Origin of the sequence: Effusibacillus pohliae DSM 22757, assembly GCF_000376225.1 — a bacterium.
Lineage (GTDB): Bacteria > Bacillota > Bacilli > Tumebacillales > Effusibacillaceae > Effusibacillus > Effusibacillus pohliae.
The window spans coordinates 50,059-72,278 of the sequence record NZ_AQXL01000127.1; the positions used below are offsets into that span (position 1 = coordinate 50,059).

Consider the following 22,220-nt stretch of genomic DNA (forward strand, 5'->3'; position numbering starts at 1 on the left):
TTTGCAAATCGAGGATGTGTTCTCCGCCGCCAGGTACCCGGTTTATGTACGGACGGGAGCGGCGGTGAACTGGGTAGGGTCCAGGTAAAGCAGCGCAAAGTGCAGCGGCTGCACCTGGATCCGCGGCTGGCATCGCCATTTCAGTTCGGCGACCCTTAATTCCCGCTCGGCCGAATACAGGTCCATTTTCTCCTCGTTTTCCAGAATGAGCGATTCATAGTAGGTTTCCAGCTGATTGATCTCCTGCGCCAATTGCTCTTTTGCCAGTTCCGCCCAGGTGTGGTCGCTGTTCCGGATTTCCTCAAGGATCGTGTTTTTGATCCGCTGCCAGCCGGTTTGCAGGGATGCAACGAGCAAACCGGTTTGCTTGAGCTGTTCCCGGTAATGTTCCGGCAGTTGGCACGACATCGGCAGGTCGCGGACCGCTTCGTACAGATCGGGGATCACTTGGTTATTTCGCAGGTTGACGCCGAAGGAGCGGAGTTCATCCCGGCGCCGGTCGGCCAGATAGGAGATCTTGACATTTGTCAATAAAAACGGGACGCGCCGATTGGAGGGGGTTGCCGTTTGGTACTGGCAGACGAATTGGCCGCGGCGGGCGGCCGATTGAAAAATTTTTTCCAGCCGGTAGCTGCCCAGTGCGACCAGCTCGGTTCGCTCGACGCCGGCGATCTCCGTCTCCGAATCGAACACAAGGTTCAGCACGGTCGGAGGTACATCTTGCCCGATCGCTTCCACCCACATCCAATAATACGGGCGATCCATCAGTTCCTTGTCGATCTCGCGCGGCAGTTCCACTTGCAGAAAACCCGGTTCGTCCCGCAAAATCGGACAACCTGTGGCCTGAAAATAGCGTCTGCAATAGTGCTGGATCTGCGTCTTATCCATTCCCCTTTCCCCCTCACGCAGCATTGCACCAATCGGCTTGTCACGTTTTCGCGTAGTCTGTGAAGGTCTCTTTCAGGATTTCCTGTTTGACTTGTTCCATCCGGTCCCCCAGCTCGTTGAAACGGGCGGCAAACTCCTCTGTCGAGTTCGATTCGGCAAACCAATCCATGATATCGTTCTCAAAATTCTTGCTCAGTTTCATCCTGCCGATGATCATGTCCAGTTCGCCGATCACCATCTCGAACATGCGGATCTTTTCCTGCAGCAAATCGACGATATGCTCTTCGATCGTGCCGCGGGTGGCCAGGTTGTAGATAAACACGTCCCGTTCCTGCCCCAGACGGTGCACGCGGCCGATCCGCTGTTCGATCCGCATCGGGTTCCATGGGAGGTCGAAATTGATCACCTGGTTGCAAAACTGCAGGTTGATCCCCTCGCCGCCCGCTTCTGTTGCGACCAATACCTGCGCCCGTTTTTCGAACAGGTCCTGCATCCAGTCTTTTTTGCTGCGCTTGAATCCGCCGCGGAAGGGGATCGCGCGGATACCGGCCTGCTGCAGCATGTACATCAGATAGTCCTGGCTCGCCCGGTATTCGGTGAAGACGATCACTTTGTCGTTGCATGCCTCGATGATCTCGATCACCTTTTGGCCTTTCGTGTATTCGTCAAGCGGAATCGCACCGCACATCTCACGCAGCTGGCCGATCCTCGCTTTCAATGCGGCGGGCATTTTCGGATCCTGGTGCATTCGTTCCAGCGTCGGCAAGGCAGCGTAAGGTGTCGAGCAGATCTCCCGCTGCAAGGTGATCAGCGGCAGCACGTTTCCTTTTTCGGAGCGGCGTTTCAAATATTCTTCCTTGACGAACGACGACACCGCTTCGTACAATTCCCGCTCCTGCGGTGACAGATCCAGCGGGATCGACGTCACCTTGCGTTCGGTAAAAAAGACGCCGCCTTCACTCCGCTTGTTGCGAATCATCACTTGGGACAATGCGCTTTTCAGTTCGGCCGGATTTTTCGGCTTCCGCTTTTCTTCCATAAACGCGGCGGAAAACTGCTGGGCGCTGCCCAATTGGCCGGGTTTCAAAAGTGTGATCAGGTTGTACAGTTCCTGCATATCATTTTGAATCGGGGTGGCGGTCAGCAGCAGCATGTATTTTTTCCGGAGCCGGTTGATCAGTTCCCAGTTTTTCGTCTTGCGGTTTTTCAGTTTGTGCGCCTCGTCGACGATCACCAGATCCCAATCCTGCTCAAGGACGATCGTCCGGTGCGGCTCGCGTTTGGTGGTGTCGATCGAAGCGACGACGATGTCATAGGTCGTCCATGACCATTCGTTGCGCTGGGCGAACGCTTTGATCGCAAATTTTTCATTCAATTCCCGCGTCCACTGCAAAACAAGCGACGCGGGGACGAGGACCAGCGTTTTTTTGACAAGTCCGCGCATGATATATTCTTTCAGGATCAGGCCGGCTTCGATCGTCTTCCCGAGCCCGACTTCGTCGGCAAGAATCGCCCGGCCGTGCAGTTCGTTCAACACCCGTCTGGCTGTCTCAATCTGATGCGGATACGGGATGATGGAGGGCAGATGCTGCAAGCAAAGCAGCTGGTCGAACGTCGGAACGACCTTTGTCTCCTCCGCTTCCCATATGAGCTGAAACAGGGTCCAGTCATCCCACTGCCCATTTTGCACCCGCTCCAAAAACTGCCCGAACAGCGTCTCGTCAATCGAGCATTCGGGTGCACCAGACATTTGATCGTTTTGCAAAGAATCTGGTTTCATGGGCTCACCTCTTGTGGTATAATCAAGGTGCTGAAATAGATTGTGTCAAAATTGGAATTTTATACGCGGCGGATGACTGTTACGGGAGAGAACGATCGATCGTCGCCGAAGGAGCAAGTGGAGATGGCCCGGATGTCCACGAATCTCTCAGGCAGAAGTACCGTAAACAGGACGCGACTCTGGAGAGAGCTGTGCAAACGGCCACCAAAGGGGCAACTTCCCGCGGCGGGAAGGGAACTCTCAGGTAGCGAGGACAGAGACACGAAGGGATTTTTCCCGCTCGTGTCTCTTTTTATTTCTCTCAAATCGGGAACTTTATACTAAGCGGGAATCGGAATGCGCTTGCGGAACATGTTGAGGAGGGGTATGGATGGCAGACCTGAAACGAACGCCGCTGTTTCCCTTGTATGCGGAATACGGCGGGAAAACGATCGATTTCGGCGGATGGGAACTGCCCGTGCAATTCTCCAGCATTCTGGAGGAGCATGAGGCGGTTCGCACGCGTGCCGGCTTGTTCGATGTGTCGCACATGGGCGAAATCGAAGTGAAAGGACCGGACGCGTTGGCCAACATCCAGCGCTGGATCACCAATGACGCTTCCAGGCTGGAGGTCGGCCAGGCGATGTATTCGCCGATGTGTTACCCGGACGGGGGATGCGTCGACGACCTGCTTGTCTACCGGCTGGACAACGACCGCTACTGGCTGGTGGTGAACGCGGCCAACATCGACAAGGACTACGAGTGGGTAAAACAACACGCTGCCGGTGACGTGGAAATCACCAACCTGTCGCCCAACATCGCCCAGTTGGCGCTGCAAGGCCCGCTGGCGGAACCAGTGCTGCAGAAGCTGACCGATTACGACCTGCCGACCATCAAACACTACCGGTTTGCGCAAAATGTCAATGTGGCAGGTGTTCCGTGCCTTGTGTCGCGAACCGGCTATACGGGGGAAGATGGGTTCGAGATTTATATGGATGACGGGCAGGCACCCAAACTCTGGCAGGCGATTCTGGAAGCCGGCAGGGAAGAAGGCGTGGTGGCCGCCGGACTGGGAGCCCGCGACACGCTGCGGTTTGAAGCGAAACTGCCGCTGTACGGGCAGGAACTGAGCCCGTCGATTTCACCGATCGAGGCGGGGCTCGGCATGTTTGTCAAGCTGGACAAGGGCGATTTCATCGGCCGCGAGGCATTGGCCAAGCAGAAGGAAGAAGGCCCGCGGCGCAAGCTGGTCGGGTTTGCGATGATCGGGCGGGGCATCCCCCGCAGCCACTACGAAGTGCAGGTGGACGGCCGCAAAATCGGTGAGGTGACAACTGGCACGTTTGGCCCGACCGTCAAGAAGAACATCGGGCTGGCGTTGATCGAAGCCGACTATGCAAAAATCGGCCAGGAGCTTGACGTCATCATCCGCAACAAACCGGTCAAAGGGGTAATTGTGAAGACTCCATTTTACAAACGGCAAAAGTAGCAAGGAATCTCACGCCCGGGCACAGCGACACCGTTTTGACTGTCCGTTCCGCGCGGGGCGTGTGCCATCTGCGTCCGAATCGTGCCATCCGTTTTCCGGGCGGAGCGTGCGGCGGACCCACCAGGATCTGATCACTACAACAGTGCAGGAGGCGAGATTTTGAAACAGCACAGCTATATCCCCAATACCGAAGCGGATCGCAAAGCGATGCTCGATTCGCTGGGGCTCAACGATGTGGAGGAACTGTTCGCAGACATTCCGGAATCGGTCCGTCTGAAGCGGGACCTCAACCTGCCGGCGGCCTGGTCGGAAATTGAACTCAACCGCAATCTGGCTGCGATGGCGGGCAAAAACGCCAATCTCGAGGAGTACATTTGCTTCTTGGGGGCGGGCGCTTATCAGCATTACATTCCTTCGGTGGTCGATGCGATCATCAGCCGTTCCGAGTTTTATACGGCGTATACGCCTTATCAGCCGGAAATTTCGCAGGGGATTTTGCAGGCGATTTTTGAATACCAGACGATGGTGTGCGAACTGACCGGCATGGATGTATCGAACGCGTCGATGTACGACGGCCCGAGCGCGATGGCGGAAGCTGGCATCATGGCGTGCGCCGCAACCCGTCGTTCGAAGCTGTTGGTGTCGCGGGCGGTGCATCCGGAATACCGGCAAGTCGTGAAAACATACGCATCCGGCCAGAACATCGAAGTCGAGGAGATTGCGATTGAAAACGGGCTGACCAGTCTGCAGGATCTCGAGGCAAAATTGGGCGACAACATCGCCGGCGTGCTGGTGCAATATCCCAACTTCTTCGGCTCGATCGAAGACCTCAAAGCGATCTCGGAGCGGGTTCACCAGCACAAAGCGCTGTTGATCACCGCAGTCAATCCGATCGCGATGGGCATTCTGGAAGCGCCAGGGACGTTTGGCGCGGACATCGTCGTCGCGGAAGGGCAATCGCTGGGGAACCCGGTAGCGTTTGGCGGTCCGTATCTCGGCATGCTGGCGACCACCAAAGATTTGGTGCGGCGTCTGCCTGGCCGCGTTGTAGGGCAAACGAAGGATCTGGACGGCCGCCGCGCCTATGTGTTGACGTTGCAAGCGCGAGAGCAGCACATCCGCCGGGAAAAGGCCAGCTCGAACATCTGCTCCAACCAGGCATTGAATGCGTTGGCTGCGACCGTGTACCTCAGCTATATGGGGAAGCAGGGGCTGCAGGAAGTGGCCCGGCTGAACTTGCAAAAAGCGCACTATGCCTACAGGAAACTAATCGGCATCAATGGAATCAAGCCGATTTTCACAGCGCCTTTCTTTAACGAGTTTGCTGTCAAGTTGAACGGCAATCCGGCAGAAATCAACCGGAAACTGCTCGAGGCGAAGATCATCGGCGGCTATGATTTGGCACGCGCCTATCCGGAATACGAAGGCGGCATGCTGTTAGCCGTCACCGAACTGCGCACGAAAGAGGAAATCGATCTGTTGGCGGAGCGATTGGAGGCGATCGTATGAGACAAAAGCAGGACCAACGGCTGATTTTTGAACTGTCGCGCCCCGGGCGTGTCGCATACAGCCTCCCGGCTTGCGACGTGCCGGAACAGCCGGTGGAGGAACTGATTCCGGCCGATTACGTGAGAAAAACGCCGGCCGAACTGCCGGAAGTCAGCGAAGTCGATCTGATCCGTCACTTTACTGAACTTTCCCGCCGCAACTACGGTGTGGACAACGGATTTTACCCGCTGGGCTCGTGTACGATGAAATACAATCCGAAGCGGAATGAACGGATGGCGCGACTGGCCGGATTTTCGTCGATTCATCCCTATCAGGCGGAAGAAACGGTGCAGGGCGCGTTGGAACTGATGTACAAACTGCAAACCGAATTGGAAGAGATCACCGGCATGGACAAGGTGTCCTTGCAGCCTGCGGCTGGCGCGCATGGGGAGTGGACCGGCCTGATGATGATCCGTGCGTACCATGAGTCGCGGGGAGAAAAACGGACGAAAGTGATCGTGCCGGACACGGCGCATGGAACCAATCCTGCTTCCGCTACGGTGGCCGGTTACGATACGATCACGATCAAATCGGATGAACGGGGCAACGTCGATCTGGAGTCGCTGCGGCAGGTGGTCGGCGCCGATACGGCCGCTTTGATGTTGACCAACCCGTCGACGTTGGGGCTGTTTGAGGAACAGATCGAGGAGATTGCGAAAATCGTCCATGAAGCGGGCGGCTTGCTGTACTATGACGGGGCGAACGCGAATGCGATTTTGGGATATGCGCGGCCGGGTGACATGGGGTTTGACGTGGTTCACCTGAACCTGCACAAGACGTTTACGACACCGCACGGCGGGGGAGGTCCCGGTGCGGGTCCGGTCGGCGTGAAAAAAGAATTGATCCCGTTCCTGCCGGTTCCGGTGGTCGACTATAAGGACGGCAAGTACGTGCTTGATTACGACCGTCCGCAAACGATCGGCAAAGTAAAAGGGTTCTACGGCAACTTCGGGATTCTGGTGCGAGCCTATTCGTACATTCGGACGATGGGGCCGGACGGCCTGAAGCGGGTAACGGAGGATGCGGTCCTGAACGCCAACTATATGATGCGCAAGCTGCAGCCATATTTTGACCTGCCTTATGACCGGATCTGCAAACACGAGTTTGTCCTGTCCGGCAAGCGGCAGAAGGTAAAAGGCATCAAAACGCTCGACATTGCGAAGCGGCTGCTCGATTTCGGGTTCCATCCGCCGACGATATACTTTCCGCTGAATGTGGAAGAAGCGATTATGATCGAACCGACCGAATCGGAGAACCTGGATACACTGAACCGGTTTGTCGAGGCGATGATCCAGATCGCGCAAGAAGCGGACGAAAATCCGGAGATGGTGAAGTCGGCACCGCACACGACGGTCGTCAACCGGTTGGACGAAGCGACCGCCGCCAGAAATCCGGTGCTGCGCTACCAGAAGTAACGCGGGCAAAGAGAAGAGAGTTTCCACAACTAGGAGGACGCGAGTCCTCCTATTTTTTTGTTACATGATACAACATGACAAATTGCCCAATTCCGTCGCACAGGGATTGGACCAGCCGATTCTGGTACGATTCGTCGAGCAGGTTGGCCAGCTCTTCGTCATTTGACAAGTAGCCGTACTCGACCAGTACGCTGGGGATGTCCGATCTTCTCAAGATAAAAAAGCTCTTCCCCTGGCGCGGGATATACTTCTTTTTCGATAACCGGTTGAGACGAGTCTGCAATTCGGACGCCAACATGTAGCTTTCAAACGAATCCGGCTGGTAGTAGACGATCCCGCCGCGATGAGGGGCCCGCCCATGATTTCCGTGCAGGCTGACGAACAGCGTGGCACCTGTTTGCCGGGCCGCTTCCACCCTTCCGTACAGATCCCGCTTGTGCCGTCCCCAACCGCGGTCGATCGGCGCATATTGGGTCACATCCTGATCGGTTTCCCGCGTCATCGCCACGCGAAATCCTGCCTCCCGCAGCTGTTTCGCCAGCTTTTTGGCGATTTGCAGATTCAGATCTTTCTCCAAAATGCTGCCGTCCTTGCTTTGCGTTCCTCCGTCGATGCCGCCGTGTCCGGCATCGATCATGATCAGCGGGGGTGTGTCGTTTTGGGCGATCGCCGGAGCGGACAGCGACAAAAGTGGCAAAATCGTCAGCAGCAGCGCCAGTACGATGCGCAACCGGGTGCACCTGCCTTTCCTGCGATGTCACTGCACTTTCAATATTTTCTCCTTATAAGTCCACCGCATTCTGCGGATAGTAACAGAGGGGAAACCCCAAAACCACTTGAGGAGGAGATCCGCATGACGATCGGAACCAAACTGCATCAGACGCTGGCATCTTGCGAATCTGCACTGGCCAACTTCAAAACGTTCGCTCTCGATACCAACAACCAGCAGGCGAAGCAACTGTACAACCAGTTGGCCAACGCGATGGAGCAGCAAATCATCAATCCGCTTCGGTCGCGGGTGAACCAAATCGAGCAGCAAGAACCGCAATACAAAATGAACCAGCAAGCGCAGATGCAGCAACAAGCAACTCAGCAAACCGCTCAACAGCAGATGCAGCAGCGCCGTTCGTAATTCACGCTCCGCAACGTGTTTGACTACATGTGAAAACAAGGAGGGTCCGGCCGATCCTCCTTGTTCGTATGTTGGCTGTTAGCGTGCCTGCGGCCACACCCGGCGGACGAGTTCCGCAAACCGATCGTAAATTCCGGCGACCGGTCGGCCAGCCCGGATATCGTTGCTGTATCCCTGGAACCGTTCGAATACATCCGGGTCGGCGGACACAAACACTCGGTCGATACTCGGATCCACCTGGCGGACCGTATTTGCCACATCGTTTTTGATTTGATCGGTCAATGCACCGTGCGCCAGGTTCGGGATGTTGACGACGACGTACGCGGTGCGGTCGGTCACAAACACGTTCGCGCGGCTGATGTTATGTTTGCCGACCAGAGAGTTCGCGATATTTTGCGCCTCCCGCATCGGAGCGGCCGTATCCGGTGCCGGTGCGGGTGGTGCAGTCCGGACCGTATCCGGTGCAGGCGCCGCCGGAGCAGGAGCTGGTGCGGGGGCAGGAGCCCCATAGCGCTGCGCTCGCGGATGAGCCGGTGTGCAACCGGCAAGCAACGCGGTCGCCAGTACACAAGCGGTCAATGCATGGAACTTGCGAATCGGTTTCATCGAGGTCACTCCTTCAGAAGAATGCATTTTTCCCGGTAATTACTATCACCAAAAATCAAAAAGGCATACCCGAAGCTGGGCATGCCTTTCTGGCTGACCGCAATTTTTGCGTTATTGGCGGTATTGCGGTTCCTGCTGCTGAATGTAATTAAGGCGGGATTGCAGCGTGCTTTTGCAGTTGTCCAACGTTTGCGCCAACTGGTTGTACATTTGTTTCGCCTGTTTGTCCTGCGTGTCGAGCGCGAACTGTTTCAGGCTGGCGGCGGCCGATTCGATCGAGGCTACCGTTTGCTGCAGTTTTGTGCCGACTGTCATGCGGGCGTCACCTCCACACATAGCTTTTCCGGGAGCCCGCCGGGCAACCGTGGGAAATTTTGCGGCTCCTTCATTGGCCGAGATGGGAGCAGTCGTTGATGCAGTCCACTAGCCAGCGCCCGCAGTCATAGCGCACGCGCGTGATCGCCGTATTGTCGATTGCCCCGGCCCGCTGTCCGGTGATCGCATGCAAAAAAGCATTAATCGTGCCGCCGTGCGTGACAATCAAAATCCGTTTGCCAGGATGCCGCTGCGCGATCGATTCAACCGTCTCCCTCACCCGCTGGCTGAGCGCTTCATACGTTTCCAGACCGGGGATCGGATGCTGGTCCGGCTGTGACAGGACGCCGGGATAGCGAGCCTCGATTTCGTCGCGCGTCATCCCCTCCAATGAGCCGTAATTGCGCTCGCGCAATCCGGGCTCCAGATAATGGGGCACATTCAGGCGCTGGTTGATACATTCTGCCGTGTGTTTCGCCCGCGACAGATCGCTTGAATAGAGCAAATCCCAGCGCTCCTTCGACAGATGGGCGGCTGCCGTTCGCGCCTGCTCGATGCCGATGTCCGACAGCGGGATGTCTTGCGAACCCTGCAGCCGCGCTTGCCGATTCCAAAGCGTTTCTCCGTGGCGCACCAGGCAAATCTCCGTCATCTTCGTCAAGTCACCTCGCAAAATCAGTACTGTACCATTATAACAGAGCAGCCGTCGCAAATGTTTCTTTACAAATCGGGTCAACGTGGATATAACCGATGATGAAAATGGGACTGGGCATGGCAACAGCCACGAGCTGCTCGGCGTCTGGTCAATGGTTCGAACGGATGGAAAAGGTGCATGGCTCTACGTGTTCGTTTTTTACTACTCTTTCGGGAGAAATTGTGCTACAATGACTTCGTGATTCTGGGAGGGATTGCCTTGGCGCGGATTCTTGTGATCCATGGTCCGAACCTGAATTTGCTTGGCCAACGGGAACCGGAAATTTACGGCACCGCTACGTTGGAAGACATCAACCGGCAACTGGCGGAGACCGCGGAGCAACATTCGGTGGAACTGGACTTCTTCCAGTCCAATCATGAAGGGGCGATCATCGACCGAATTCATGCGGCCGTGGGAAGCGCAGAGGGAATTTTGATCAATCCGGGAGCGTTCACCCATTACAGCATCGCCATTCGCGACGCGATCAGCGCGGTACCCGTGCCAGCGGTGGAAGTCCACCTGTCGAACATTCACGCGCGCGAGGAGTTTCGTCGGCATTCGGTGCTGGCTGCGGTTGCGGTCGGGCAGATCAGCGGATTCGGAACTTACAGTTATGTGTTGGGATTGTTGGCGCTGATCGATCATCTCAAGCGTCAGGTACGCCTCAAGTAGAAAGCAGGTGGCTTATGCAAAAACGTTTGGCAAGACTCAGACAACAGCTCGCCGATCAGCCGTTTGACGGGCTGCTGGTCGTCAAGCCGGAAAACCGTCGGTACATAAGCGGTTTCACCGGAACGGCCGGCTGCTTGCTGGTGACGGCGGAGGACGCCGTGCTGATCACCGACTTTCGGTACACGGAGCAAGCGCAGGAGCAGGCGCCTGATTTTCACGTAGTGCAGCATGGAACTTCCGCACCGGAGACGATCCGTTCCGAACTGATCCGCCTTGGCATCAAACGTCTCGGCTTTGAGAAAGACTATCTTACATACGGACTGTATTCGACTTACCTCGAAAAATTCGCCCCGGTTGAGCTGGTGCCGGCCGAGGGGATCGTCGAGAAGCTGCGAGCCGTCAAGGATGAGGAGGAAATCGCGATCCTGCGGCAAGCCGCCAAGCTGGCGGATGATGCGTTTTCCCACATTCTCGGTTATTTGAAGCCGGGCGTCAGCGAGCGGGATGTGGCCCTCGAACTGGAATTTTTCATGCGCCGGCAGGGAGCTGCCAGTTCTTCGTTTGACATCATCGTCGCATCGGGCGTCCGCTCCAGCTTGCCGCACGGTGTTGCTTCCGGCAAGCTGCTGGAAAAAGGGGATTTTGTCACGCTCGATTTCGGCGCTTTGTACCAAGGGTACTGCTCCGACATCACGCGCACCGTCGTGTTGGGCGAAGCAACCGAGAAGCAGCGGGAGATCTATGAGATTGTGCTGGAAGCGCAATTGCACGCGCTGCAACACATCAAGCCGGGGATGACCGGCCAGGAGGCGGACGCGCTGGCGCGGGACATCATCCGGGAAAAAGGCTATGGCGATCACTTCGGGCACAGCCTCGGTCACGGGTTGGGCTTGTATATTCACGAAGAGCCCCGTTTGTCGGCAGTTTCCAACGATGTTTTGCAACCGGGCATGGTGGTGACGGTGGAACCAGGCATTTACATCCCCGGGTTCGGCGGGGTGCGGATCGAAGACGATGTGCTGCTCACCGATTCCGGAATCGAGCGGTTAACCGGTTCCAGCAAGGACTTGTTCATCCTTTGATTAGCGACCGAAAATTTTAGGAGGGAATGACTCAGATGATTTCAAGCAACGATTTTCGTCCCGGAGTGACGATCGAATACGATGGCGAGATTTGGCGCGTGCTTGAATTTTTGCATGTGAAACCAGGGAAAGGGGCGGCTTTCGTCCGCACCAAGCTGAAAAACGTGAAAACCGGCGCCATCAAGGAAATGACTTTCAATGCAGGTGAAAAAGTGCCGCGCGCACGTGTCGAAACCCGTGAAATGCAGTACCTGTACAATGACGGTGACAGCTATACGTTCATGGATACCGAGACATTTGAGCAGATCCAGATTCCGGCCAGCCAGCTGCAGTATGAGATCCAGTTCCTGAAAGAAAACATGAATTGCTTCGTGATGATGCACGAAGGTGCGCCGATCGGAATCGAATTGCCGAACACGGTCGAACTCGAGGTGGTGGAAACCGATCCGAACATCCGGGGCAACACGGCAACCGGCGGTTCGAAACCGGCGAAACTGGAAACCGGATATGTCGTGCAGGTACCGTTTTTCATTGAGGTCGGCGACAAGCTAATCATTGACACCCGTTCCGGCGAATATGTATCGCGCGCGTAGATAGGATGATCTGCTTGGAGCGCCCCCAACTATGGCGGGGCAAAAACCGCACCCTTGTCTGAGGGGGCGGTTTTTGCGTTCTAGTTTGTCTTGCTGCCGCATAGATTCCTATGAACGAGATGAGTTCGCACAGCAAAAGGATGAGGTGTGGCTATGTTCGACGTGCAGGACAAGATGGTGTGGGGAATGGCGGGCCTCCGTCTGCTTTCCGGAAGCATCGAAGTGATCGCTGCCTTGTTGATGCTTTACTATGGAACGATTGAACGGGCGGTGATGGTGAACGCATTTCTGTCCCTGATCGGCCCCACCGTGCTGATTCTGGTCACGACGCTCGGGCTGATCGGGTTGGCGGACAGGCTGGATTTTACAAAAATGCTGATCGTCATGTGCGGCGTCGGACTGATCCTCTACGGCGTGCGCGGCTAGCAGTTGTTTACATTATTGAATCGTTGCCCAGTTGTGCATACTACGGGTGACAACGGCTGAAGGAGGACCCTGTATGCACGAGCTGAAGGAACGCATGGCTTATATAAAAGGGCTGTCATCCGGTTTGAATCTGAATGAAAATTCGCCGGAAGGGCGGATTTTGCTCGAGATGATGGAACTGCTGGACGGCATTGTGCGGGCGGTGGATCAACTGGCCGTTCAACAGAACGATCTGGAAGAATATCTCGGGGCGGTCGATGAAGATCTGACCGATTTGGAACAGGATTTTTACGACGAGTACGATGACTACGACGATTATGAAGAGGAAGATTTAGTCTGCGAGGCGTGCGACGAGGCGGATGACGATATCCAGTATCTGGAGATGGAATGCCCGCACTGCCACGGGACGGTGTTTGTCGACTCAACCGTGTTTGATGACGATGAGGTGGTGGAAGTGTTGTGTCCGGAGTGCCACGAAACGATTTTGGTGAACGATGAGGCGCCGGTTACGACCTGATCCGATTTTTCGAGATTGCCGCAAGAGATCGGTGTACGGATGGGCAGGACTAGGGAATTGAGGGCCAGCCGGATTTTTCTGGTTGGCCCTTCGTGTACATATTGGCCGCTTGCCTCATAGCTATTGCCTTCCAGGAACAACTCTTCGACCGGGCGAAGCATCATCGCGCCCGGTAGTGGGGCTGCTATTTTCGGATTTCCCCTTCTTGCATTTTCTACGAAAATACCATTTCCCGCTGCAGAGACTTGTATTTTTTTGACGCGAAGCTGGTATAAACGAACAAGCCGTTCCATATGTATGGAATATCTACCTGTGGACGAGGAGGGGGTACGTTGCTTCCCACAGCTTCCCAAAATCGCATGGAAATGGTCATCCGCGAGCAGATTTTGCCTGTATTGGCTCCCGTTATCCGCCATCTGATCAGCCGGTCTCCCCGCCCGCTGCAGCTTGCGCTGGAAGAGATTCGCATCCGGCAGGGGAAACCGCTGCAAGTTTATACCCACCAGGGAGATTATTACCTGGATCCGGAAGGGCAGCCAATCCGCCTCGATCACAAAGCATACCGCGTGACACAGGAAGAAGTTTCCCAGACGATCCAGTTGCTGACCCGATCGTCCCTGTACGCGCTGGAAGAAGAGTTGCGCCGCGGCTATCTGACGATCGCCGGCGGCCATCGGGTCGGACTCGCGGGGCGGACGGTGTTGTCATCCGAGGGGTTTGTACAAACGATGAAGGACATCACCCATTTGAACATCCGAATCGCCCGTGAAGTTCCCGGCGTGGCAGACTCGATCAAGCAGCATCTGATCAATCCGGCTGGATACAAGCTGTACAACGCGCTGATCATTTCGCCGCCGCAATGCGGCAAAACCACGCTGCTGCGAGACATTGCGCGGCAAGTGAGCGACGGCCTGCTGCATCCCAACCTGCCGGGGCAAAAAGTGGGGATCGTTGATGAGAGATCGGAACTCGCCGGTTGTGTCAACGGCATCCCGCAGCATGCGGTCGGTTCCCGCACGGATGTGCTGGACGCCTGCCCGAAAGCAGAAGGGATGCTGATGATGATCCGGTCGATGTCGCCGCAGCTGCTGATCACCGATGAGATCGGACGGGAAGCGGACCGCGACGCGATCCTCGAAGCGGTGCACGCGGGCGTTGCGGTCATCGCATCGGCGCACGGGCATAACATGGCGGAAGTGAAGAAGCGTCCGGCGATCCGGTCGCTGATTGAGGAACAGGTATTTTCCCGCTATCTGGTGCTCTCCAGACGCCTTGGGCCCGTCACGCTGGAAGCGGTCTATGACAAACACGGGCAATGCCTGCATCGGCGAGAGGGTCGGGCGGAATGGTCAAGCTGATCGGAGCGGCGCTGGTGGTGACGGCGACAACCGGAGTCGGCCTGTGGAAAGCGAATTCCTATTCAGAACGGGCGAAACAGTTGAACCAACTGATCACGGCGCTCCAGATGCTGGAGACGGAAATCGCCTACGGCGCGACGCCGCTGCCGGAAGCTTTGGCGCGGATCGGGCAGCGGATTCCCGGAAAAATTGGCCTCCTCCTGCAAGACACCGGACATCTGTTGGCGCGCGGGGACGGGCGATCGGCCGGGCAGATTTTTCAGGAGCAGGTGCTCTGCTTCGGCGGAAAGCTGCATCTGCGGCCGCAAGACAGGGACATCCTGTTGACATTCGGCCATACGCTCGGCCATTCGGACCGGTCCGACCAGCTCAAACACATTCGCCTCACCTGTGCGCGGCTGTCCGCCGAGGAAACGATCGCCCGCGACGAACGGGAACGGCTGGGAAAAATGTGGCGGTATCTCGGTGCCTTGCTGGGGTTGGCGGCCGTCATCATCATGTACTAGGCAGGGGGATGGGAGAATGTTTTCATCTGCGGTAAGTGCACTCTTGCAAATCGCCGGCATCGGCTTTTTGACAGCCGTTTTGCATACGGTGCTGAAACTGGCCGGAAAAGAGGATTTCGCCCACTGGACGACGCTGGCCGGATTAGCGATTGCACTGCTGTTGGTCCTAAGCAAACTGGAGACGCTGCTGTCGGAAATCACCAGTGTCTTTCGCTTTCAATAAGCAGCCGGGGAAGGATCGCCGATGGACATCCTGCAAATCGTTGGACTGGCGCTGATTGCCGTATTTTTGATCCTGACGGTGAAATCGCAGTCGCCGCTGCTGGCGCTGCTGATCTCTCTCCTGACCGGTGTGATTTTGTTCGCGTTTCTGGTGCCCCCGGTCCGGCTGATTCTGGAAGAGATTGAAAAATTAGCGCTGCAGGCGAACGTCGATCTGAAACTGGTCGGCACCATCCTGAAAATCATCACGATCGCCTACATCGCTGAATTCGGGGCACAGCTGGTCCGCGATTCGGGCGAAGCGGGGCTCGCTTCGAAAATCGAATTTGGCGGCAAAATCCTGATCCTCGTGCTGGCGATCCCGGTGGTGCGGGTGGTGATCGACACGATCCTACAGGTGATGATGCGGGGGGGTGCCGGGTGAAAAAATGGCTACTGTTGATCGGAATGGTCCTGCTGCTACAATTTGTGTCCCCTCTCCAGCTGGCACTGGCGGAGCAGGGCCAGCAGACGGCACCGGACAAGGCAGCGGAAACGACGTTCGATACGGGCGAGATCGACCGCTTTTGGCGGAATCTGGTCGACCAGTACGGCGATTTCTTGCCAGCCGCGTCGTCACCCGGCGTGCTCGATCTGCTGAAGGATGAGGGATTTACATTAAAGGGTGTGCTGCTTGGCATGACCAAATTTTTGTTCTACGAGATCATGCAAAATTCGAAGCTGCTCGGCAGCATTCTGATCCTGGCGGTGCTGGCCGCCTTGCTGGAAAATTTGCAAAACGCGTTCGAGCGGAATACGGTCTCCCAGGTGGGATTTGCCGTCATCTACATGGCGTTGATCATTATGGCGGTCAATTCGTTTCTCACCGCGACTGGTTATGCGAAACAGGCGATCGACATGATGAGCAGCTTCATGCTGGGCAGCATTCCGCTGCTGCTGACGTTAATGGCTTCGTCCGGCGCGGTCACATCAGCCGGTCTGCTGTACCCGACTGTCGTGTTTTCCGTCAATTCGTTTGCGGGACTGGTGACGATCGTCGTGTTTCCGCTGATTTTCTTCTCGGCAGTGCTCTTGATGGTGTCCGAATTTTCCAGCCGCTACAAACTTTCGCAGTTGGGCGGGTTTTTGCGTACGACCGGCAACTGGCTGCTGGGGGCGGGATTCACGATTTTTCTCGGTGTCATGGCGGTCAAGGGGGCGATGGGCGGGATCGCCGACGGAATCGCGCTGCGAACCGCCAAATTTGCCACTTCCACCCTGATCCCGGTGGTCGGCAAGATGTTTTCCGATTCGCTTGAGACGGTTGCCGGTGCGTCGATGCTGGTGAAAAATTCGATCGGCGTCGGCGGCTTGCTGATTCTGTCGCTGATCTGCGTTTTTCCGGCCTTGAAGATCATCAGTCTGGCGATCGTCTACAGTCTGTCGGGTGCTTTGATGCAGCCGCTCGGCAATTCGCCGGTCATCTCCTGCCTGGCGACGATCGGCAAGACGCTGTTTCTGGTCTTTTCGGCGATGGCCACGGTCGGCTTCATGTTCTTTCTCTCCGTCGCCATGATTCTGATGGCGGGCAACATTCAACTGATGGTGAGGTGAGAGCGTGTCGTTTCTATCCTCGTGGCTGTCCCAGATCGTCCTGATTCTGCTGTTTGCGGTGGTGATGGACCTGATCGTTCCGGCGTCGGCGATGCGCAACTACGTGAAACTGGTGATGGGACTGGTGATCATGGTAACCATGCTGAAACCGATTTCCGCGCTGTACCACGGCCAGTTTGACATATCCCGCATCCGCTGGCCGGATACTGCTGCGCAGGTTGCCGGCTTCGACTCGATCAGGTCAAAAGCGGCCGAAATCCAGCGGGATCAGCTGCGGCTGGCGGAACAAAAGTTTTCCGAACAACTGGAACAAACGATCAAACAGCAGATCGAATCCGCTTATCCGCTGGAAGTAGCCAAGGTACAAGCCTGGCTGGCCGATTCCGCCAACGAACCGGGCCAGGCGAGAACAATTGAGCAGCTGAACGTCTGGGTGCGCCCCCAATCGAATGGCCGGGCTGGCAGCGGAATTGAGCCGGTGCAACCGGTGGTGATCGGACCGGATGCGGCAAGGGAGACTGTCCGGCAGCAAGCGGATGCGGAGAACGAAAAGCTGTTGCAGCAGATTCGAGAGACGATTGCCAACCGGCTTCAGATCCCGCATTCTGTCATCTCAGTGCAAATGGAATCGCAAGCAAGGGGGTGAGATGCAGATGAATCTCGATTTCGGCTTTCTGTCCCGCCTGCCCAAATGGACCTATTTGCTCGGGGCGCTCGGACTGATTTTGCTGCTGTTCGGTTCGTTCCAAGCGCCGGAGAAATACAAGCCGTCCGAGTCCCTGCCGGCGTCGACCGAGATCAACACCGACCGCCAGGCGATCAGCGAATACGAACGGCTGTACGAGCAGAAGCTGACCCAGATTTTAAACCAGATTCAGGGGGTGTCCGATGTCACGGTGATGGTGAATTTGGATTCGACAGAGGAGAAAGTGTATTACGAAAATCTGCAGAACCAGAAGCAGACGACGCGGGAAACCGACAAGCAGGGGGGGCAGCGTGAGATCACGACGTTCAACGAAAACAAGCAGATGGTGCTGACCAAAGGATCGCCCGATCAACCTGTCGTGATCAAAACGGTGAAACCCCATGTGCGGGGGGTGCTGGTGGTGGCGAGAGGCGCCGAACAGCCGAGGATTCAACAGATGATGATGGAATCGATTCAGCGCGTGCTGGAAGTGCCCATGCACCGGATCGCGATCCAGCCGAAAAAAGCTAATTGACAATCAACCCGTCCAGGAGGGAACGATAATGGCAAAACGGCAAACGGTATGGCTTTCGACGATGATGATCCTGTCGCTGATGGTGATCGGCTATTACACGGTCGATGAAACGGTGAAGCCGGTTCCGACAACAACCACCGACACTGCCAAACAGCAGCAGGCGGCGAAAGACGGTCAAGCGAACAACCAGAAGAAAGACCAGGCGCAGCCGGCTGACAAAAAGAACCCGGAGGCGAGCGACTGGTTCGTTCAACAAATCATCAAAAACGAAGAAAACTACGGAAAGCGAGTGGAAGAACTGCAAAAGGTGATCGCCGACAGCAACACGTCGAGCGACAAAAAGGTGGAGGCGGAGAAAGAACTGACCGCGCTGCAGGAGTTCTCCTCGAAAGCGGAGAGTGCGGAAAACAAATTGGAGGCGGAAGGCTATCCGGCGGCGTTGGTGACGAAAGACAACACACGGGTGAACGTGACGGTGCAAGCGCCCGATTTGACGAAAGAACAGGTGGCGAAAATTTACATGATCGTCAGCAAGGAACTCGGTATTCCGGCCAACGATATCGTGGTATCTTACCGGCCTTGACAAGACTGTTTGGCACAGCGGAAGGGGCGTGCTCAGGCTGTCATGTGGGCGGAGGCGCCCTCGGAAGAGGCGCCCCGCCTTCATGGTGCGCCAGGGGGCGGTCGCAGAGGTGACTATGGAGTAGTAACACCTGTCCACAATGTGGTATACTTTCCATTAGTGCCTACCATATTTTCGCCCAGCAAGGGGATTGGAGCCTCGCGGTTGCTTCCGGTTTCTTTGGTGAGGCCCGGAAACGCGGACAAGTCTGGCGACCGCTTGCCGGGGAATCGAGAACAGGCCTAAAGGGAGGACCAGAAAGCATGTTTAAGATGAACGAAATACGGGAATTGGTGCGTCTGATCGACGAAACCTCGGTTACGGAATTGAATGTGGAAGCTGCCGGCACCAAGCTGGTGATCAAGAAAGAGTTGGGTGTTGCGGCGCCTGTTGCCGTACAATCTGCGGCGGTACAAGCTCCGGCTGTGGTTCAGGCTGCTCCTGCACCTGCCGCGCCTGCTGCTGCCGCTCCGGCTGAACCTGCGAAAGCGGAAGAAAAGGGGAAGGTGGCTCCCGAAGAAGATCCTACATTACATAAAATCGTATCGCCGATGGTTGGAACTTTCTACGCGGCGCCGGCTCCCGGAGCTGAACCGTATGTCCGCGTCGGTTCGAAAGTCAACGAAAAAACGGTCGTCTGCATCGTTGAAGCCATGAAGCTGATGAACGAGATCGAAGCGGACGTCCGCGGCGAAATCGCCGCCGTGCTGGTGGAAAACGGTCAACTGGTCGAATACGGACAGCCGTTGTTCCTGGTAAAACCGGAATGATACGGAGGGCTTGGCGTGTTTAAGAAAATTTTGATTGCCAACCGGGGAGAAATTGCAGTCCGCGTGATTCGCGCCTGCCGCGAATTGGGGATCGAAACGGTTGCCATCTATTCGGAACCGGACCGCGAATCGCTGCATGTCAAACTTGCGGATGAAGCGTATTGCGTGGGACCGACGGCCAGCAAGCAGAGCTACCTGAACATCCCCAATATTATGGCGGTAGCGACTTCGACCGGCGTCGATGCGATCCATCCGGGCTACGGGTTTCTTGCGGAAAACGCCGATTTTGCCGAAATCTGCGAAGCCTGCGGCATCACTTTTATCGGACCGGGTGTGGAAGCGATTGAAAAAATGGGCGACAAAGCGGTTGCCAAAGATACGATGAAAAAAGCGAACGTTCCGTGCGTTCCGGGAACGGACGGGTTGATCGAAGACACGGAAGAGGCGCTGCGGGTGGCGGACGAAATCGGCTATCCGGTGATCATTAAAGCGACGGCCGGCGGCGGCGGCAAAGGCATGCGCGTCGCGCACAGCCGGGAGGAACTGGAAAAAGCGATCAAGCTGGCGCAAGTCGAAGCGGAGACCGCTTTCGGCAACGCCGGTGTCTATCTGGAAAAATTTGTAGAAGAACCGCGTCACGTGGAGATTCAAATCATGGCGGACAAACATGGCAACGCTGTCTATGTCGGCGAACGGGATTGCTCGATCCAGCGCCGCCATCAGAAGCTGATCGAGGAAGCGCCTTCACCCGCTCTCACGCCCGAACTGCGTAAGCGGATGGGCGAATCGGCGGTGGCTGCCGCTCTGGCAGTCAACTATTCGGGTGCGGGAACGGTCGAATTTTTGCTTGACAAGCATGGCAACTATTACTTCATGGAAATGAATACGCGGATTCAGGTGGAGCATCCTGTAACCGAAATGATCACCGGGATCGACCTGATCAAAGAGCAGATCCGGGTGGCGGCCGGCGAGAAGCTGTCGTTCACGCAGGACGATTTGCAGCTGGACGGCTGGGCGATCGAATGCCGGATCAATGCGGAAGACCCGGATAAAAATTTCATGCCTTGTCCCGGAACGATCACCAAGTACCTGCCGCCCGGCGGCTTTGGGGTGCGTGTGGATTCCGCTGCGTATGCCGGGTACAAAGTGACCCCATTCTACGATTCGATGATTGCCAAGCTGATCGTCTGGGCACCCACCCGGCTGGAAGCGATCGCCCGCATGGAAAGGGCGCTGCAGGAGTTCCAGATCGAAGGCATCAAGACGACGATTCCGTTCCATTTAAAAGTGCTGCGCCATCCGGCGTTTGTGGAAGGCAACGTCAACACCAGGTTCCTTGAGATGTACCAATTGTAAGGTACTGAAATTTGCTTCACCCGGTGCTTGGCGCCACGGCGACATGTGCTTTGGTTCCAGTCGGCCCGGTGCGGCACGAACCCGAAGTGTGAGTGCTGGGGCTGCTTGTTGGGATCGCTTTATTTGTCATACGATTGCAGCCTCTGGTATACTATTGATACTAATCTGGACAAACAAGGGGGGAGTTCTAAGTGTCGATCGACAACTTGGAATTTGACGTAACGGAAATGGGACAAATCCGCATTGCCCCTGAAGTGATTGAAATCATCGCAGGGCTTGCCGCAACCGAAGTGCGGGGCATCGCCGGCATGAGCGGGAGCGTGGCGGGCGGCATCGCCGAATTGCTCGGCCGCAAAAATCTCGGCAAGGGAGTCAAGGTCGAGGTCGGCGAAAAACAATGCGCCGTCGACCTGTCGGTGGTCATGGAGTTTGGCATGAAAATCCAGGAAGTGGCGGCGGAAGTTCAAAAAAACGTAAAACGCGCGATCGAGAACATGACCGGTCTTGAAGTGGTGGAAGTCAACGTTCACGTGTTGGGCGTCACCTTTAAAAACGAAGAGAAGGAAGAAGAGGCTGTCACCCAGCCGCATCGCCTTCGATAACTCGTTCCCCCCTGAAATCCAGCGGTATGGAAGGGGGGTTTTATGCAGCCGGAGGAGGGACAAGCCAGTGGGTGCGTTGGATCGTGTTTTGCTGTTTCTGTTTAGTGCGGCGGTTGCCGTGTTGGCCGTTTTGATCGGCGCCCAGATGCTGCAGTTGCAATGGGCTGCCCAATTGTTTGCCGAATATCGACTGGAAATTCTCGTCGGCGCGGCTGTTCTGCTGTTGGTTTCACTGAGGTTTTTGTTTTTCCGCGCCGGTGGTTCGAAAGAACCGCAATCGATTGTACACAAAACGGAGCACGGGGATGTGCGAATTTCCCTGCAGACGCTGGAAAGCCTCGCCGACCGGGCGGCGAGGCTGGTGCGGGGGGTCAGCGAACTGAAAACGAAAGTCCGGCCTGCGGAAGCCGGAGTCCGCATCGGGCTGCGCGTGTCGGTCGATCCGGATCTGGACATTCCGCAGATCACCACGTCCGTGCAGCAAAAAGTCAAAGATTATGTGGAATCGACCGCAGGCGTCAGCGTCCAGAACGTCGTCGTGTATGTGAATGACATCACCAGGCCGCATGTGGGTAAAATTGCTGCACGGCCAAGGGTGGAATAAACATGTGGCGGAAAATTCTTTCTTTCCTGCAGACGGCAAACCTGCGGATTATCGGCATGCTGGCCGGCGGCTTGCTGGGCCTGCTGTATCTTGTGGTGGGATTTTGGAAGTCGCTGGTGTTTGCCGGTTTTATTTTCGCAGGCTATCTGGTGGGGCGCTGGCTGGACAGCCAGGAGGACTGGCGGGACGTGGTCGACCGTTTGATTCCCGATAAATCGCGTGACTAAGGGC

At 56.3% G+C, this 22,220-nt stretch carries 28 protein-coding genes and 1 riboswitch; of the genes, 22 read left to right on the plus strand and 6 right to left on the minus strand.

Features of this window, described 5'->3' with window-relative positions; all coding sequences use genetic code 11:
- Window positions 1–42: 42 nt before the first annotated feature.
- Window positions 43–888 carry a YqhG family protein gene (locus tag C230_RS0112785; protein WP_018132437.1) on the minus strand — a complete coding sequence of 282 codons (846 nt, stop codon included), beginning with the start codon at window positions 886–888 and terminating at the stop codon, window positions 43–45.
- 40 nt (window positions 889–928) lie between these two features.
- Window positions 929–2,668, minus strand: coding sequence for a DEAD/DEAH box helicase (locus C230_RS0112790; protein ID WP_018132438.1), 1,740 nt, complete (start codon window positions 2,666–2,668; stop codon window positions 929–931).
- Window positions 2,669–2,740: 72 nt separating this feature from the next.
- Window positions 2,741–2,842, plus strand: a riboswitch (glycine riboswitch).
- A gap of 196 nt (window positions 2,843–3,038) precedes the next feature.
- Here C230_RS0112790 and gcvT point away from each other — a divergent pair.
- From gcvT to gcvPB, 3 genes are all read left to right on the plus strand, one after another.
- Window positions 3,039–4,136: a glycine cleavage system aminomethyltransferase GcvT gene (gene gcvT, locus C230_RS0112795; RefSeq protein WP_018132439.1), complete on the plus strand. Its 1,098-nt coding sequence runs from the start codon at window positions 3,039–3,041 to the stop codon at window positions 4,134–4,136.
- Between the two features lie 159 nt (window positions 4,137–4,295).
- Complete coding sequence (gene gcvPA / locus C230_RS0112800; protein ID WP_018132440.1) at window positions 4,296–5,645, plus strand: aminomethyl-transferring glycine dehydrogenase subunit GcvPA; 1,350 nt, start codon at window positions 4,296–4,298, stop codon at window positions 5,643–5,645.
- Complete coding sequence (gene gcvPB, locus C230_RS0112805) at window positions 5,642–7,099, plus strand: aminomethyl-transferring glycine dehydrogenase subunit GcvPB (RefSeq protein ID WP_018132441.1); 1,458 nt, start codon at window positions 5,642–5,644, stop codon at window positions 7,097–7,099. The genes gcvPA and gcvPB overlap by 4 nt, the downstream gene beginning before the upstream one ends.
- Window positions 7,100–7,148: 49 nt before the next feature.
- Here gcvPB and C230_RS20365 read toward each other — a convergent pair whose 3' ends face one another.
- Complete coding sequence (locus C230_RS20365; protein WP_018132442.1) at window positions 7,149–7,829, minus strand: N-acetylmuramoyl-L-alanine amidase family protein; 681 nt, start codon at window positions 7,827–7,829, stop codon at window positions 7,149–7,151.
- Window positions 7,830–7,952: 123 nt separating this feature from the next.
- Here C230_RS20365 and C230_RS0112815 point away from each other — a divergent pair, with 123 nt between their 5' ends.
- A complete protein-coding gene (locus C230_RS0112815; RefSeq protein ID WP_018132443.1) occupies window positions 7,953–8,231 on the plus strand; it encodes a DUF1657 domain-containing protein in 279 nt (92 codons plus the stop codon).
- 78 nt (window positions 8,232–8,309) lie between these two features.
- On the opposite strand, the gene C230_RS20370 is transcribed toward C230_RS0112815, so the two are convergent.
- The 3 genes from C230_RS20370 to C230_RS0112830 form a co-directional block, all read right to left on the minus strand.
- Window positions 8,310–8,837, minus strand: a complete 528-nt coding sequence (locus C230_RS20370) for a YhcN/YlaJ family sporulation lipoprotein (protein WP_018132444.1) — start codon at window positions 8,835–8,837, stop codon at window positions 8,310–8,312.
- Between the two features lie 111 nt (window positions 8,838–8,948).
- Window positions 8,949–9,152: a DUF1657 domain-containing protein gene (locus tag C230_RS0112825; RefSeq protein ID WP_018132445.1), complete on the minus strand. Its 204-nt coding sequence runs from the start codon at window positions 9,150–9,152 to the stop codon at window positions 8,949–8,951.
- A gap of 70 nt (window positions 9,153–9,222) precedes the next feature.
- Window positions 9,223–9,804 (minus strand): histidine phosphatase family protein, encoded by a 582-nt coding sequence (locus C230_RS0112830; RefSeq protein ID WP_018132446.1) that lies wholly within the window; start codon window positions 9,802–9,804, stop codon window positions 9,223–9,225.
- A gap of 261 nt (window positions 9,805–10,065) precedes the next feature.
- Here C230_RS0112830 and aroQ point away from each other — a divergent pair, with 261 nt between their 5' ends.
- The 18 genes from aroQ to C230_RS0112920 all read left to right on the plus strand — a co-directional run bounded on the left by aroQ (window position 10,066) and on the right by C230_RS0112920 (window position 22,216).
- The gene (gene aroQ / locus C230_RS0112835) at window positions 10,066–10,518 is read left to right on the plus strand and encodes a type II 3-dehydroquinate dehydratase (protein ID WP_018132447.1); all 453 of its coding nucleotides are present in this window, start codon (window positions 10,066–10,068) and stop codon (window positions 10,516–10,518) included.
- Window positions 10,519–10,532: 14 nt separating this feature from the next.
- A complete protein-coding gene (locus C230_RS0112840) occupies window positions 10,533–11,600 on the plus strand; it encodes a M24 family metallopeptidase (protein ID WP_018132448.1) in 1,068 nt (355 codons plus the stop codon).
- Window positions 11,601–11,635: 35 nt separating this feature from the next.
- Window positions 11,636–12,193, plus strand: a complete 558-nt coding sequence (gene efp, locus C230_RS0112845; RefSeq protein WP_018132449.1) for an elongation factor P — start codon at window positions 11,636–11,638, stop codon at window positions 12,191–12,193.
- 153 nt (window positions 12,194–12,346) lie between these two features.
- Complete coding sequence (locus C230_RS0112850; protein ID WP_018132450.1) at window positions 12,347–12,619, plus strand: YqhV family protein; 273 nt, start codon at window positions 12,347–12,349, stop codon at window positions 12,617–12,619.
- A 73-nt stretch (window positions 12,620–12,692) separates the two neighbouring features.
- Complete coding sequence (locus tag C230_RS20375) at window positions 12,693–13,136, plus strand: CD1247 N-terminal domain-containing protein (protein ID WP_018132451.1); 444 nt, start codon at window positions 12,693–12,695, stop codon at window positions 13,134–13,136.
- Window positions 13,137–13,468: 332 nt separating this feature from the next.
- Window positions 13,469–14,494, plus strand: a complete 1,026-nt coding sequence (gene spoIIIAA, locus C230_RS0112860) for a stage III sporulation protein AA (RefSeq protein WP_018132452.1) — start codon at window positions 13,469–13,471, stop codon at window positions 14,492–14,494.
- The gene (spoIIIAB, locus tag C230_RS0112865; RefSeq protein WP_018132453.1) at window positions 14,482–15,000 is read left to right on the plus strand and encodes a stage III sporulation protein SpoIIIAB; all 519 of its coding nucleotides are present in this window, start codon (window positions 14,482–14,484) and stop codon (window positions 14,998–15,000) included. Before spoIIIAA ends, spoIIIAB begins: the two co-directional genes overlap by 13 nt.
- Before the next feature lie 16 nt (window positions 15,001–15,016).
- Entirely contained in the window at window positions 15,017–15,223 is a 207-nt protein-coding gene (gene spoIIIAC, locus C230_RS0112870) for a stage III sporulation protein AC (protein WP_018132454.1), read from the plus strand.
- A gap of 21 nt (window positions 15,224–15,244) precedes the next feature.
- Entirely contained in the window at window positions 15,245–15,646 is a 402-nt protein-coding gene (gene spoIIIAD, locus C230_RS0112875) for a stage III sporulation protein AD (protein ID WP_018132455.1), read from the plus strand.
- Window positions 15,643–16,815, plus strand: coding sequence for a stage III sporulation protein AE (spoIIIAE, locus tag C230_RS0112880; protein ID WP_018132456.1), 1,173 nt, complete (start codon window positions 15,643–15,645; stop codon window positions 16,813–16,815). Before spoIIIAD ends, spoIIIAE begins: the two co-directional genes overlap by 4 nt.
- A 4-nt stretch (window positions 16,816–16,819) precedes the next feature.
- The gene (spoIIIAF, locus tag C230_RS0112885; RefSeq protein ID WP_018132457.1) at window positions 16,820–17,461 is read left to right on the plus strand and encodes a stage III sporulation protein AF; all 642 of its coding nucleotides are present in this window, start codon (window positions 16,820–16,822) and stop codon (window positions 17,459–17,461) included.
- A 7-nt stretch (window positions 17,462–17,468) separates the two neighbouring features.
- Window positions 17,469–18,035: a stage III sporulation protein AG gene (gene spoIIIAG, locus C230_RS20380; RefSeq protein WP_018132458.1), complete on the plus strand. Its 567-nt coding sequence runs from the start codon at window positions 17,469–17,471 to the stop codon at window positions 18,033–18,035.
- A gap of 28 nt (window positions 18,036–18,063) precedes the next feature.
- Window positions 18,064–18,618, plus strand: a complete 555-nt coding sequence (locus tag C230_RS0112895; RefSeq protein ID WP_018132459.1) for a SpoIIIAH-like family protein — start codon at window positions 18,064–18,066, stop codon at window positions 18,616–18,618.
- Window positions 18,619–18,920: 302 nt separating this feature from the next.
- Window positions 18,921–19,427: an acetyl-CoA carboxylase biotin carboxyl carrier protein gene (gene accB, locus C230_RS0112900; protein WP_018132460.1), complete on the plus strand. Its 507-nt coding sequence runs from the start codon at window positions 18,921–18,923 to the stop codon at window positions 19,425–19,427.
- Window positions 19,428–19,442: 15 nt separating this feature from the next.
- Window positions 19,443–20,783, plus strand: a complete 1,341-nt coding sequence (accC, locus tag C230_RS0112905; protein WP_018132461.1) for an acetyl-CoA carboxylase biotin carboxylase subunit — start codon at window positions 19,443–19,445, stop codon at window positions 20,781–20,783.
- Window positions 20,784–20,974: 191 nt separating this feature from the next.
- A complete protein-coding gene (locus tag C230_RS0112910) occupies window positions 20,975–21,385 on the plus strand; it encodes an Asp23/Gls24 family envelope stress response protein (RefSeq protein WP_018132462.1) in 411 nt (136 codons plus the stop codon).
- A gap of 67 nt (window positions 21,386–21,452) precedes the next feature.
- A complete protein-coding gene (gene amaP, locus C230_RS20385; RefSeq protein ID WP_018132463.1) occupies window positions 21,453–21,989 on the plus strand; it encodes an alkaline shock response membrane anchor protein AmaP in 537 nt (178 codons plus the stop codon).
- Window positions 21,990–21,991: 2 nt separating this feature from the next.
- Window positions 21,992–22,216: a DUF2273 domain-containing protein gene (locus C230_RS0112920; RefSeq protein WP_018132464.1), complete on the plus strand. Its 225-nt coding sequence runs from the start codon at window positions 21,992–21,994 to the stop codon at window positions 22,214–22,216.
- Window positions 22,217–22,220: the final 4 nt, after the last annotated feature.

Bases quoted from the DNA above. Each gene is read 5' to 3' on its own strand.
- C230_RS0112830 (WP_018132446.1), bottom strand. From the start codon at position 9,804: ATGACGGAGATTTGCCTGGTGCGCCACGGAGAAACGCTTTGGAATCGG.
- gcvT (WP_018132439.1), top strand. From the start codon at position 3,039: ATGGCAGACCTGAAACGAACGCCGCTGTTTCCCTTGTATGCGGAATAC.
- C230_RS0112785 (WP_018132437.1), bottom strand. From the start codon at position 888: ATGGATAAGACGCAGATCCAGCACTATTGCAGACGCTATTTTCAGGCC.
- C230_RS0112815 (WP_018132443.1), top strand. From the start codon at position 7,953: ATGACGATCGGAACCAAACTGCATCAGACGCTGGCATCTTGCGAATCT.
- C230_RS0112840 (WP_018132448.1), top strand. From the start codon at position 10,533: ATGCAAAAACGTTTGGCAAGACTCAGACAACAGCTCGCCGATCAGCCG.
- C230_RS0112790 (WP_018132438.1), bottom strand. From the start codon at position 2,668: ATGAAACCAGATTCTTTGCAAAACGATCAAATGTCTGGTGCACCCGAA.
- accB (WP_018132460.1), top strand. From the start codon at position 18,921: ATGTTTAAGATGAACGAAATACGGGAATTGGTGCGTCTGATCGACGAA.
- C230_RS0112895 (WP_018132459.1), top strand. From the start codon at position 18,064: ATGGCAAAACGGCAAACGGTATGGCTTTCGACGATGATGATCCTGTCG.
- C230_RS0112920 (WP_018132464.1), top strand. From the start codon at position 21,992: ATGTGGCGGAAAATTCTTTCTTTCCTGCAGACGGCAAACCTGCGGATT.
- C230_RS20370 (WP_018132444.1), bottom strand. From the start codon at position 8,837: ATGAAACCGATTCGCAAGTTCCATGCATTGACCGCTTGTGTACTGGCG.
- spoIIIAG (WP_018132458.1), top strand. From the start codon at position 17,469: ATGAATCTCGATTTCGGCTTTCTGTCCCGCCTGCCCAAATGGACCTAT.
- C230_RS0112850 (WP_018132450.1), top strand. From the start codon at position 12,347: ATGTTCGACGTGCAGGACAAGATGGTGTGGGGAATGGCGGGCCTCCGT.
- spoIIIAD (WP_018132455.1), top strand. From the start codon at position 15,245: ATGGACATCCTGCAAATCGTTGGACTGGCGCTGATTGCCGTATTTTTG.
- efp (WP_018132449.1), top strand. From the start codon at position 11,636: ATGATTTCAAGCAACGATTTTCGTCCCGGAGTGACGATCGAATACGAT.
- C230_RS0112825 (WP_018132445.1), bottom strand. From the start codon at position 9,152: ATGACAGTCGGCACAAAACTGCAGCAAACGGTAGCCTCGATCGAATCG.
- C230_RS20375 (WP_018132451.1), top strand. From the start codon at position 12,693: ATGCACGAGCTGAAGGAACGCATGGCTTATATAAAAGGGCTGTCATCC.
- spoIIIAB (WP_018132453.1), top strand. From the start codon at position 14,482: ATGGTCAAGCTGATCGGAGCGGCGCTGGTGGTGACGGCGACAACCGGA.
- gcvPB (WP_018132441.1), top strand. From the start codon at position 5,642: ATGAGACAAAAGCAGGACCAACGGCTGATTTTTGAACTGTCGCGCCCC.
- spoIIIAC (WP_018132454.1), top strand. From the start codon at position 15,017: ATGTTTTCATCTGCGGTAAGTGCACTCTTGCAAATCGCCGGCATCGGC.